This window comes from Marinobacter subterrani, assembly GCF_001045555.1.
Lineage (GTDB): Bacteria > Pseudomonadota > Gammaproteobacteria > Pseudomonadales > Oleiphilaceae > Marinobacter > Marinobacter subterrani.
Window position 1 is genome coordinate 1158868 of sequence record NZ_LFBU01000001.1, and the last position, 12221, is coordinate 1171088.

The window sequence follows — 12221 nt, forward strand, 5'->3', positions numbered from 1 at the left end:
ATCAGACCTCCCCTTGGCGCAAGTTTTTCAGGTACTGGGCATAGCCACGGTCACCCAACCAATAATTGACAAGGTTTTGAACACCCCGGCTGGTGAGCGTGGCGCCCGACAGGGCATCCACCTTGTGTTGCTTGTTCTTGGTGTTTTCCGTCACCCCGCCCTTGACGAGCTGGATCTTCGGCTCGGTCATATCCTCGCCATAGACCACCTTGCCCTCCCATTGGGCTTTCCAGCGCGGGTTGTCGACTTCACCGCCCAGGCCCGGGGTTTCCGCCTGCTGGTAGAAGCCAAGCCCTTCAATGGTGTTGGCATCGCCCTTCAGGGAAACGAACCCGTAAAGTGTGGACCACAGGCCATAACCGTGAATCGGCAGAACCACCTTCTTCAGCTCCCCATTGTCGCGGAGTATGTAGACCTTGGCGACATCCGGGCGCCGACCGATACCCGCCTTGTCCTGGTCTGCCGGAATGTCCGTAGACAGTTTCGGGTTGGAGGCCGCCTTGTACATGTCGTAACTCATCGGCTCCTTGACACCCACGAAACTGGGTTCCACGTATTCTCCGGTTTTCAGGTTAACCAGCTTGACCTCGAATTTGGCGAAGGCCTCTTCGATCTCGTCCGGGCTGGGGCTTGCCGGCAGCATATCGGCGGCTGCCAGAATGTTGGTCTTGATGTTCAGATTCTGGTTTTTAACCTGCAACGGTTTGAGCATTACGGCGGCGCTCGACACGATCACCGAGAAGAAAACACTCAGTACCAACGCAACCAAAACCGTTCTGGTGACAGTTTCCCTGGATTTAGCCACGTGCAAGCCTCCGTTTGATGTTGGCCTGGACCACGAAATGATCCATCAGCGGCGCGAACAGGTTGGCGAACAGAATCGCAAGCATGATGCCCTCCGGGAACGCCGGGTTGACCACACGGATCAGCACCGTCATCACGCCCACCAGAATGCCGAAGCACCAGCGGCCGGTATTGGTCATCGCCGCCGACACCGGGTCGGTGGCCATGAACATCATGCCAAAGGCGAAACCACCCATGACCAGATGCCAGTATGCCGGCACGGCAAACATCGGGTTGGTGTTCGAGCCGATCAGATTGAACACCAGCGACATGCCGATCATGCCAATCAGGACACCACCGACAATCCGGTAGGACGCAATCTTCATGACCAGCAGGATCAGGCCACCGATCAGGATTGCCAGGGTGGAGGTTTCACCCACGGAGCCCTGGATGGTGCCGATGAAAGCATTCATCCAGCCGATGTTCTGCTGCAGCGCTTCCAGGCCTCCCGACGCTGCCCAGCTCAGGGCGGTGGCGCCACTGAAGCCGTCAACTGCGGTCCAGATGGTGTCGCCGGAGATCTGTGCCGGGTACGCAAAGTACAGGAAGGCGCGGCCGGTCAGGGCCGGATTCAGGAAGTTCTTGCCGGTACCGCCGAACACTTCCTTACCGATGACCACACCGAAGGAGATACCCAATGCCACCTGCCACAGCGGGATCGTGGGCGGGCAGATCAGGGCAAACAGGATTGAAGTTACGAAGAAGCCTTCGTTAACTTCATGGCGGCGCACGGTGGCAAACAGGACTTCCCAGAAGCCACCCACTACGAAGGTCACGAAGTAGATGGGCACGAAGTAGGCCAGGCCATAAACGAAGTTATCCCAGACTCCGGCAGCGGCTCCGGTTACGGCCAGGGCCTGGATAAAGGCAGTACGCAGGCCTCCGTCAGCAATCATGGCCTCCGGATTGGCCGCCAGATAACTGTTGGCCTGAAAGCCGATATTCCACATACCGAAGAACATCGCCGGGAAGGTACACAGCCACACCGTGATCATAATGCGCTTCAGGTCAATACCATCGCGCACGTGGGAGGTGGTGGAGGTCACGCTCGCCGGCGAGTAGAAAATGGTATCTACCGCCTCGTAGAGCGCATACCAGCGCTCGTACTTGCCACCTTTTTCAAAGTGATGCTCGATTCCATCGAGAAACTGTCTGATAGCCATCGTATTAGCCCTCGATCTCGATTCGGGTCAGGTTCTCGCGGAGAATCGGACCATATTCATATTTACCCGGGCACACGAAGGTACACAGTGCCAGATCCTCTTCATCCAGTTCCAACGCGCCCAGCTTCTGCGCCATTTCCGTGTCGCCCACAATCAGTGACCGCAACAACTGGGTAGGCAGGATGTCCAGTGGCATCACCTTTTCATAGACCCCGACCGGCACCATCGCCCGCTCACTACCGTTGGTGGTGGTCGTCATATCAAACCGTTTGCCACCAACCAGCTTGGACAGGTAAATATTCATGATCGAGAACTTGTTGGCACCGGGCGACAGCCAACCCATGAACTCGCGCTTGTTGCCTTCTTCCAGAACGGACACCTGGTTGGCGAAACGGCCCAGATAGGCGCAGGGGCCATCGCCGCGACGGCCACCGAACACGGAGCCGGAGATCAGGCGCACCTCACAGTCTGTGGCAACCTCACCGTCCAGAAGTTCCGGCAGGCTGGCACCCAAACGGGTACGGACCAGCCGGGGCTTCACCGCTTTGGGGCCACCAATAGCCACAATTCGCTCGACCGGTACTTCACCGGTTTCGAACAGTCGGGCGATATCGATCACATCCTGGTAGTTGATGGACCAGACCGTTTTGCTGCCGGATACCGGATCCAGATGGTGGATATGGGTACCGACATTACCGGCAGGGTGGACGCCGTCGAACTGCTGCACTTCGACCGCATCGTGTTTGGGAACGGCAACATTGGAGCCTGGCTTGCCAGTGACAAACACCTTGCCAGTGGTCAGCCTGGTCAGGATGGTCAGGCCGTGTTCAAAGGCCTGGCTGTTCTCACCGATAATAACGGTCGGATCGGCTGCCAGCGGATTGGTGTCCATCACGGACACGAAAATGGAGTGAGGCGCCGAGTCAATTTCCGGAACCTTGCTGTACGGACGCGTTTTAAACGCTGTCCACAAGCCGGATTCGACCAGGTTGTCAACGACCTGCTGGCGCTCAAGGCCGGCCAGATCTGCGGCACTATAACGCGCGAAGGATTCAGCCTCGTCGCCATCGATCTCGATAACGATTGACTGGAAAACACGACGCTCCCCACGGTTGATCTCTTTCACTACGCCGGCGGCGGGTGAAGTATAACGAACGCCTTCGGTCTTCTTGTCCGTGAACAGCAGCGTACCGCGCTTGACACGGTCCCCCTCTTTCACAGCCATCGTCGGCTTCATGCCGTTGTAGTCAAAACCGATCAACGCCACGTGGCGAACGGGTTTGCCGTCTGTAATGGTCTGTTGGGGAGCGCCGCTGATGGGAAGATCCAGGCCTTTTTTGATCTTAATCATTAGCCTCGTCCAATCATCAGAAACTATTCAAAGGATTTGTAACGCCCAACCCCTGCGGCCCAGAAAACGTTGAGAAACGGGGTGCCAGACGTACCCAAAATCGCGCCAATTATAGAGATTAAGGAAACCTATTTCCACCAGAAACCGGAACAGGTTTGTGCCCGAACGTAAACCGCACAACTCACAGATCGGAAAAACAAAAAACCCCGACAGCAAAAACTGTCGGGGTTTTCACGCTTCCCGGGTCAGAAACCCGGCCCGGAGCGATCAGTCGCGCGCGCGCTTGGGGAAGATGGGGTAGTTAACGCCAGCCATCTGATTGACCACCCGGATTACCTGGGCGCTGTAACCGAATTCGTTGTCATACCAGACGTACAGGATCAGTCGCTTGCCACTGGCAATGGTTGCCTGGGCGTCCACGATACCGGCATGGCGGGAACCCACAAAGTCGGTGGAAACGACTTCCGGCGAGTTCACGAAATCGATCTGCTTCTGCAACTCGGAGTGCAGGGCCATTTCCCGGAGGTATTCATTGACACCTTCCACATCAACCTCCTTCTTGAGGTTGAGATTCAGAATGGCCATCGAGACGTTCGGGGTCGGCACCCGAATGGCGTTACCAGTCAGCTTGCCCTTGAGAACCGGCAGTGCCTTGGCAACCGCCTTGGCTGCGCCGGTTTCAGTGATCACCATATTCAGGGCGGCACTGCGGCCACGGCGGCTGCCCTTGTGGTAGTTGTCAATCAGGTTCTGGTCGTTGGTGTAGGAGTGGACGGTCTCAACGTGCCCGTCTTCGATTCCGTACTCGTCCTCAATCGCCTTCAGGACCGGCGTAATGGCATTGGTGGTACAGGACGCAGCCGACAGGATCTTGTCGTCATCGGTGATCCAGTCATTGTTGATGCCATACACGATGTTCTTGATGTCGCCCTTGCCCGGCGCGGTCAGGATCACCCGGCTTACGCCCCTGGACTTCAGATGCAGGCCCAGGCCCGCTTCGTCACGCCATTTACCGGTATTATCAACCACGATGGCGTTGTTAATGCCGTACTGGGTGTAGTCCACCTTGTCGGGACCATCGGAATAGATAACCTTGATGTAGTTACCGTTGGCAATAAGCGCCGATTCCTTTTCGTCAACGGAAATCGTGCCGTCAAACGGACCGTGAACCGAGTCGCGGCGCAGCAGGCTTGCACGCTTCTCCAGATCATTCTCGGCACCACCCTGGCGAACCACGATCGCCCGCAGGCGCAGGTTGTTACCGCCGCCGGCCTTCTCGATCAGGATCCGCGCCAGAAGCCGACCAATTCGGCCGAAACCGTACAGAACCACGTCCTTGGTGTCGTTGTTGGCATCTTCCTCGGACTGGGCTGCGTACTGGCCAATCACGGGACCAATCTCGCGCTGCAGGAAGTCGGTGAGGTCACCGCCCTCTTCCTTGAACTTGACCGCCAGCTTGCCGATATCAATGTGGGCACGGCCAAGATCAAGCTTGTCCATGGCCTCGAGGATCGGCAGGGTGTCGCACACAGACAGCTCGCTATCTTCAACCTGACGCACGAACCGGTGGGCCCGGATGATATCGATAACAGACTGGTTAATGATTGCGCGGCCATAGACAGAAGTCACCACGTTGTTCTTGCGGTAGAGACGGCCGATCAGCGGAATCATGGCTTCCGCAGTGGATTCTCGTTCAGTCCAGTTGGACAGGTACTGATTGATCTGTTCGTGACTCACGCTGTGACCTCGGCAATTGGCACTTGGAAATTGGGGCGCATATTATCCAACTTAATCCGGTCGACCGCAAATACGGGCGGCCAAGACCTTCGTAGACATCCGCTTTCGGCCACAAACCCTGAAAGCCGCCGGCCGCAGCCGCCATGACAGCGTCAGCTCCGGGCGTTAGAATACGCGGCTCGCCGCCTCCCGGACATCCACTGCAGGAGAACCAGACTGCCCATGAGCCAAGGTGCAACCACCCGCCCGCCAGCCCAGACCCTGATCGCCCCGGAGTTTCCAACCCGGCCGGCCGATCATCGCCTTTGGGGCCAATTGCACGGCAGCAGTGACGCGCTGGCCATCTGTGAAAGCGCCCGCGCCCACAAGGGCCTGACCCTGGTCATCACCCGCAGCACCGACGATGCCATCCGCCTGGAACAGGCCATGCGCTTTTTCCTCGGCCTGGCCGCTGAGGAGGATGGTCCGGCAATCAGCGAGGACGGCCTGGAACTGCTGTCGCTTCCAGACTGGGAAACCCTGCCCTATGACCTGTTCTCGCCGCACCAGGACATCACCTCGCGGCGCATCCGCACCCTGCACCGGTTGCCCTCAACCAGCCACGGCGTGCTCGTGGTGCCGGCACGGACCCTGATGCACCGGCTGCCTCCGGTCAGCTACCTCCAGGGCAACACCCTGTTACTGGAAGTCGGCCAGTCCGTGGACATCGCCAACTGGCGGATGCAACTGGAAGCCGCGGGATACCGACACGCGGAGAATGTCTACGAGCATGGCGAATATGCCGTCCGCGGGGCAATCCTCGACATCTTTCCCATGGGGGCCAGCCAGCCCTACCGGATCGATCTGTTCGATGACGAGATTGAAACCCTCCGCACCTTTGACCCGGAGAGCCAGCGATCCATCGATCGTATTGATCGGATCGAACTGCTGCCGGCTTACGAATTTCCCTGGCACAAGGAAGCCCGCTCGGGGTTCCGCAGCCGCTGGTTTGAGCAGTTTCCCAACGCCGACAAGGACACACCGATCTATCAGGATGTCACCCAGGGCATTACGCCGCCGGGCATCGAGTACTACCTGCCCCTGTTCTTCGACGAAACAGCGACGCTGTTCGATTATCTGCCCGGCACAACCCATGTGTTCACGGCGGCGGAGCTGAACGACGCCGTCAGCCACTTCGATTCCGAAACCCGGGACCGCTACGAAGACCGCCGGCACGACCGGCTGCGGCCCATCCTGCCACCTGGCCGCCTGTTCCTGCAGCAGGATGAACTGTTCGGTTACCTGAAGGGGTTTCCACGGGTATCGCTCTCCTCACAAACCTCCGATGCCGCCGGAGCGGTCAACTGCCCGAGTGAATCCCTACCCGATATTGCCATGGACGGCCGCGCTGCCGACCCCTCCGGCCGCCTGAAGCGGTTTCTCGGGGCGTTCAGTGGCCGGGTGCTGATCTGCGCGGAATCCTCCGGCCGCCGCGAGGCGCTGATCGACAACCTGGGAGACCAGGGCCTTGAACTGGAGACACTGGCCGGCTGGCAGGCCTTTGTGCAGGACAGCGACTGCCCGCTGGGGATCACCATCGCCCCCATGGAGCAGGGACTCCTGCTGCCGGAGCACGGGCTCGCGCTGATTACCGAAACCGCACTGTTCGGGGAACGGGTGCTGCAGAGACGGCGACGGGACAAGCCGACGGAAACCGACGATTCCGGCTTCCGTGACCTGTCGGAACTGCGCATAGGCGCGCCGGTCGTGCATATTGACCATGGTGTCGGCCGTTACCGGGGCCTGGAAACCATTACCGTTGAGGGCGATGCCAGTGAATTTCTGATGCTGGAGTACGCCGGCGGCTCCAAGCTCTATGTACCGGTATCCAGCCTGCATCTGATCTCCCGTTACGCCGGTAACGACACCGAGCACGCCCCGCTGCACAAACTCGGCACGGATCGCTGGAGCACAACCAAGCAGAAAGCGCTGGAGAAAATCCGCGACACCGCTGCCGAACTGCTGGATGTCTACGCCCGCCGGGAGGCTCGCAAGGGTTTCAGCTTTGAAGACCCGAAAGAGGCCTACCGGGCCTTTGCCGCCGGGTTCCCCTTCGAGGAGACCCCCGACCAGCAGATCGCCATCGAGTCGGTTATTGAGGATATGACCAGCGAACGCCCGATGGACCGGCTTGTCTGTGGCGACGTCGGCTTCGGAAAAACCGAAGTGGCCATGCGCGCCGCCTTTATGGCCACCTGGTCCGGCAAACAGGTGGCCGTGCTGGTACCGACAACCCTGCTGGCCCAGCAACACTACGAATCCTTCCGCGACCGCTTTTCCGACACTGCGGTACAGGTGGAACTGCTCAGCCGCTTCCGGTCGGCCGGCCAGACCAGCAAGGCGATGGACGCCATTGAAAACGGTAAGGCCGACATCGTGATCGGCACCCACAAACTGCTTCAGGGCGACATCCGGTTCAAGAACCTCGGGCTGGTGATCATCGACGAAGAGCACCGATTCGGGGTTCAGCAGAAAGAAAAATTTAAGGCGTTGAGAGCGGAAGTCGACATGCTCACCCTGACAGCGACACCGATTCCCCGCACGCTCAACATGGCCATGGGCCACCTGAGGGACCTGTCGATCATCGCCACGCCGCCGGCCAGGCGGCTGTCGGTAAAAACCTTTGTCCGGCAGCGTGACAACCCCATGGTCAAGGAAGCCATCCTCCGGGAGATTCTCCGGGGCGGCCAGGTGTACTTCCTGCACAATGATGTCGCGACCATTGAAAAGACCGCCGAGGACCTTCGGGCACTGATCCCTGAAGCCCGCGTGGGCGTGGCTCATGGCCAGATGCGGGAGCGGGACCTGGAACAGATCATGTCCGATTTCTACCACAAGCGGTTCAATGTGCTGGTGTGCACCACCATCATCGAAACCGGCATCGACATTCCCAGCGCAAATACCATCATTATCGAACGGGCCGACAAGTTCGGTCTGGCACAGTTGCACCAGCTCCGCGGCCGGGTGGGTCGCTCGCACCACCAGGCCTACGCTTACCTGCTGACGCCACCCCCCAAGGCCATCAGCTCCGATGCAAAAAAACGGCTGGACGCCATCTCGGAAGCCCAGGATCTGGGCGCCGGCTTCATGCTTGCCACCCACGACCTGGAAATCCGGGGTGCCGGCGAGTTGCTCGGCGAAGAACAGAGTGGCCAGATCGAAAGCATCGGTTTTACCCTGTACATGCAACTGCTGGACGAGGCCGTCAAGGCGATACGGGAGGGCCGGACGCCCAATGCCGACCTGCCACTGAGCCATGGCACCGAAATGAACCTGCGCATTCCGGCCCTGATTCCCGAGGATTACCTGCCGGATGTCCATAACCGGCTGATGCTGTACAAGCGCATTGCCAGCGTGGATAACATTAACGCATTAAAAGAACTTCAGGTTGAGATGATCGACCGGTTCGGATTATTACCGGATTCGGCCAAGAACCTGATCCGCCAGACCGAGCTCAGGCTCCAGGCAGAGGCTCTGGGCATTGTAAAAGTCGATGCTGGCAAGGAATGGGCGCGGCTGGAGTTTGGCAGCTCCACGCCGGTCGACCCGCTGGTTCTTGTTAAAAAAGTGCAATCCGGCCCTGACCAGTATCGGCTTGAAGGCGCCAACAGCTTCCGGTTCCGGCTGAAGGATACGACAACCGGTGGTAAACTCGACGGTGTTTCCCGGATGCTAGGCGAACTGAAGCCTGAAAAGCGTGGCGCATCCGGCTCATGAACGCCCGATCAACATGTGGAGTACTACCCTTGCAGATTGATGGAATTCGCTCGTACCGATACGCGACACGGGCCTTTCTGGCAGCAATTCTGCTGACCTTTGCAATCCCCGGCCATGCCCAGCAACCAGAGCGCGACAATCTGCCACTGGCACCGGGCAAACCCGTTCCGGAGGACTATTACCGCGCTGAATTCGTGATTGTTGAGCGGATTGTCGAGCCCGAGGCGGTGAATGAGCACATGTCGGATCGCGACGTGGAGCCGCCGGTGAAAACCGACGAGGTGCTCTGGTCAGTGCTTCAGGGCGGCGCCACAGAAAGCACGCTGGACCTGGTACCCCCGAACGAGCTGTATCTGGCAAACGCAGCCGCGCGTCTGGAACGCAGTGGCCGGTATCGCGTGCTGGCAAGGGCAGGCTGGTACCAGGCCTTCCCACCGAATTATGAGGGCAGCCCCCTGAGGGTTGCGGTCGGCGACTGGATTGAGGGTGCCGCAACCCGGGAGATAGAAGGCCACATCACCATCGACCGCGAGCGCTATCTACATGTCAATGTTCACCTGAATCACTGGCAGCGCGCCGCGCCCGCACAGCAGGCGCTCAATGAGCCGATGGCCGGACAAATCCCGACGACCGCCGCTGATGGCGCCTCGACGCCTGAAGGCGCAGCAGCCCCGGCCACTGCCTCAACTGGCAACCTGGCCGTTCAAGCGCAAGCGCTGAGGGCTGAACCGGTCCCGCTGGAACTGCTCACCTGGATTCGGGAAACCCGCCGGATGCGCAGCGAGGAAATCCACTTTCTGGACTCCCCCACCATCGGCGTCCTGATTTTCTTCAAGAGCATTGAGGCAGCGGAGTAAGCGCACCGAGGCTGGCTATTGAGACTTCCAGGATGCGCCTGACACCGGACATCCCCTGCTCAATGGCCTCTTCAATTTCTGCCATGGTGATGATGTGGTCGGACTTGCCGGCCGCCCAGTTAACCACCAGCCCGAGGCAGACATAGCGCATACCCAACTCTGCCGCCAGCGCGGCTTCCGGCATCCCGGTCATGCCCACCAGATCACAGCCGTCCCGCTCCATCCGGAGGATCTCCGCCGCCGTTTCCAGCCTCGGCCCCTGGGTTGCCCCATAGACTCCGAAGCCGGAGAATGGCACCTTCTCCGCGCCAGCGGCATCAATCAGAATCTGGCGGGCGCTGTCATCGTAGGGCCAGGTGAAATCAATATGGGTGACCGACTGCAGATCGCCCTCAAAGAACGTACTGGCGCGCCCCCAGGTGTAGTCAATGATCTGGTCGGGGACCACCACCTGCGCCGGCCCCATGTCACGGTGAATCCCGCCAACCGCATTGACGCCGACAACCGTCCGCGCGCCGCTGTCATAGAGAGCCTGAAGGTTGGCACGGTAGTTCACCTGGTGGGGCGGGAGGCGATGAGGATTGCCATGGCGTGACAGAAAGATCACCGGCTGGTCGCCCAACCGGCCATCAACCAGCGGCGCGGAAGGGACGCCCCAGGGCGTCTCGACTTGCCTTTCGCCGGTAATTTCCAGGTCCGACAGGGTTGTCAGACCAGTGCCACCGATAACGCCCACGGGGTGAGGTTTTGCTGACGATATCATTCTGACTCTCCTGATTCATCCAGATCGCCAACGGTCTGGCGCTCCCCGGCTTTTGCAGACGAATCCCCGGAAGCAGCCGCTTTATCCCAGCTGCCTGCCTCCTCACGCTCCTCTGCCGCCAGACGAATACGTTCGGGCAGGTGCAAGGTGCGTGTCGGAAAGGCCACTTCGGCACCGTAACCCACGATAATGTCGCTGATTTTCAGCAGCACATCCTGTTTCACCTCATGGAAGCGAACCCATTCGACCGTCTTGGTAAAGGTGTAAACCATGATATCCAGGGACGACGCGTTGAACTCAAGGAAGTTCACGATCAGGGTCTGGTTGGCGTCTATGTCTTCATGTTGCTCAAGCATGGCCCTGATGTCGGCCACAATCGTTGCAATCTGGCCGACATCGGCATAACGGATACCGATGGTTTCGGAGATCCGCCGGTTGGTCATGCGGGACGGATTTTCAACTGCGATGGTGGTAAACACGGCATTCGGAACATACAACGGGCGTTTGTCGAAGGTGCGCACCGTGGTCAGCCGCCAGCCAATATGCTCCACCGTGCCTTCAATGTTGCGGTCGGGGGAGCGCACCCAGTCGCCCACCTTGAACGGCCGGTCCAGATGGATGATAAAGCCGCCAAAGAAGTTCGCCAGCAGATCCTTGGCGGCAAAACCGACGGCAATACCGCCCACGCCACCGAATGCCAGAACCCCGGACATGCTGTAGCCCAGGGATTGCAAAAGGGTCAGTAGCGCCGTAATTATAACCACGGCCCGGGACAACTTGCTCACCGCGTTGACGGTGGTGTAGTCCATGGGCTTTTTCATCTTCACGGGCGAAACCAATATCGCTTCGCCTTCCTTTATCAGGCGCAGAACCGTCCAGACCAGAACAAACACGAAGCCCACTCTGAGCACGGTTTCATTGGCCTTGAAGATCTCGGCGTCAGAGTACCGGTGTGCCACCTCGGCGGCCCAGTACACCCCCTGCAACCAGACGAATACCACCACGGGTTTCCGGGACGCATGCAGAAGGGCGTCATCCCACAGGTTCCTGGTCTTGCTGAACCGGCGTTCCAGCGCGCCAATTATGTGGCTGGCGATGTAGGCCACCGTGGCGGTGCCGAACACCAGCGCGAACACTACGATTCCCACGCGCCAGGCTTCAGACAGCAGCCCGAAATTCTCAATCCAGCCATTCACCATGGCCACAAGTTCCCCGATCATCGGATTCCTCTGATAAAAAAAGGTTTAACGGATGGTAACGGCGGTGCCCGGCCCCACCCGGCCAAACAGATCAATCACATCGGCATTTCGCATCCGCACGCAGCCATGGGACAGCGGCACCCCCATGGGCTCACTGTTCGGTGTGCCGTGAATGTATATGAAGCGACGGAAAGTATCGACACCCGGGCCGCGGTTTCTCCCCCACTCCAGGCCACACAGCCAGAGAATCCGGGACAGAATCCAGTCGCGACCGGGGTGGGCCAGGGCAAGTTCGGGGTTGAAGACTTCACCGGTAGGTCGCCGGGCCCGGAACACGGTTCCTGAAGGAAGTCCGCCGCCAATGCTGGCACGGATATAGTGACTGCCCCGGGGCGTGCAGCCACTGCCATCCTGCTCTCCGGGACCGTTGAGCGCTGTGGAGACCGGGTAGCAGGCGAGCACCTGCCCGTCTGCACCCAAAAGGCTGAGGCTCTGGCGCGTCAGATCAATGTCGATTCGGGCTGTGGTGAAATGCATTAAAACTGGCCAGGC

The 12221-nt window shown here is 59.4% G+C and carries 9 protein-coding genes; 2 read left to right on the forward strand and 7 right to left on the reverse strand.

Annotated elements, in window-relative coordinates:
• Position 1: 1 nt before the first annotated feature.
• The 4 genes from msub_RS05340 to msub_RS05355 all read right to left on the reverse strand — a co-directional run bounded on the left by msub_RS05340 (position 2) and on the right by msub_RS05355 (position 5094).
• On the reverse strand, positions 2 to 805 hold the full coding sequence (locus tag msub_RS05340) for a Na(+)-translocating NADH-quinone reductase subunit C (protein ID WP_048495055.1): 804 nt from the start codon (positions 803 to 805) through the stop codon (positions 2 to 4).
• A complete protein-coding gene (locus tag msub_RS05345) occupies positions 798 to 2006 on the reverse strand; it encodes an NADH:ubiquinone reductase (Na(+)-transporting) subunit B (RefSeq protein ID WP_048495056.1) in 1209 nt (402 codons plus the stop codon). Before msub_RS05345 ends, msub_RS05340 begins: the two co-directional genes overlap by 8 nt.
• A 4-nt stretch (positions 2007 to 2010) precedes the next feature.
• Positions 2011 to 3357 (reverse strand): Na(+)-translocating NADH-quinone reductase subunit A, encoded by a 1347-nt coding sequence (locus msub_RS05350; protein ID WP_048495057.1) that lies wholly within the window; start codon positions 3355 to 3357, stop codon positions 2011 to 2013.
• A gap of 267 nt (positions 3358 to 3624) precedes the next feature.
• Positions 3625 to 5094 (reverse strand): glyceraldehyde-3-phosphate dehydrogenase, encoded by a 1470-nt coding sequence (locus msub_RS05355; RefSeq protein ID WP_048495058.1) that lies wholly within the window; start codon positions 5092 to 5094, stop codon positions 3625 to 3627.
• A 222-nt stretch (positions 5095 to 5316) separates the two neighbouring features.
• Between msub_RS05355 and mfd the strand changes: the two genes are divergently transcribed.
• Positions 5317 to 8850: a transcription-repair coupling factor gene (gene mfd / locus msub_RS05360; protein ID WP_048495059.1), complete on the forward strand. Its 3534-nt coding sequence runs from the start codon at positions 5317 to 5319 to the stop codon at positions 8848 to 8850.
• A 29-nt stretch (positions 8851 to 8879) separates the two neighbouring features.
• Positions 8880 to 9707: a CsiV family protein gene (locus tag msub_RS05365; RefSeq protein ID WP_048495060.1), complete on the forward strand. Its 828-nt coding sequence runs from the start codon at positions 8880 to 8882 to the stop codon at positions 9705 to 9707.
• Here the strand turns inward: msub_RS05365 and msub_RS05370 are convergent.
• The 3 genes from msub_RS05370 to msub_RS05380 are packed head-to-tail and all read right to left on the reverse strand — an operon-like array spanning position 9682 to position 12206.
• Entirely contained in the window at positions 9682 to 10470 is a 789-nt protein-coding gene (locus msub_RS05370; protein ID WP_048495061.1) for an S-methyl-5'-thioinosine phosphorylase, read from the reverse strand. The two genes, msub_RS05365 and msub_RS05370, sit on opposite strands and share 26 nt — an antisense overlap.
• Positions 10467 to 11690, reverse strand: coding sequence for a mechanosensitive ion channel family protein (locus msub_RS05375; protein ID WP_048495062.1), 1224 nt, complete (start codon positions 11688 to 11690; stop codon positions 10467 to 10469). The genes msub_RS05370 and msub_RS05375 overlap by 4 nt, the downstream gene beginning before the upstream one ends.
• A 24-nt stretch (positions 11691 to 11714) precedes the next feature.
• The gene (locus msub_RS05380) at positions 11715 to 12206 is read right to left on the reverse strand and encodes a L,D-transpeptidase (protein WP_048495063.1); all 492 of its coding nucleotides are present in this window, start codon (positions 12204 to 12206) and stop codon (positions 11715 to 11717) included.
• Between the last annotated feature and the right edge of the window lie 15 nt (positions 12207 to 12221).

Bases quoted from the DNA above. Each gene is read 5' to 3' on its own strand.
- msub_RS05345 (WP_048495056.1), bottom strand. From the start codon at position 2,006: ATGGCTATCAGACAGTTTCTCGATGGAATCGAGCATCACTTTGAAAAA.
- msub_RS05350 (WP_048495057.1), bottom strand. From the start codon at position 3,357: ATGATTAAGATCAAAAAAGGCCTGGATCTTCCCATCAGCGGCGCTCCC.
- mfd (WP_048495059.1), top strand. From the start codon at position 5,317: ATGAGCCAAGGTGCAACCACCCGCCCGCCAGCCCAGACCCTGATCGCC.
- msub_RS05370 (WP_048495061.1), bottom strand. From the start codon at position 10,470: ATGATATCGTCAGCAAAACCTCACCCCGTGGGCGTTATCGGTGGCACT.
- msub_RS05375 (WP_048495062.1), bottom strand. From the start codon at position 11,690: ATGATCGGGGAACTTGTGGCCATGGTGAATGGCTGGATTGAGAATTTC.
- msub_RS05380 (WP_048495063.1), bottom strand. From the start codon at position 12,206: ATGCATTTCACCACAGCCCGAATCGACATTGATCTGACGCGCCAGAGC.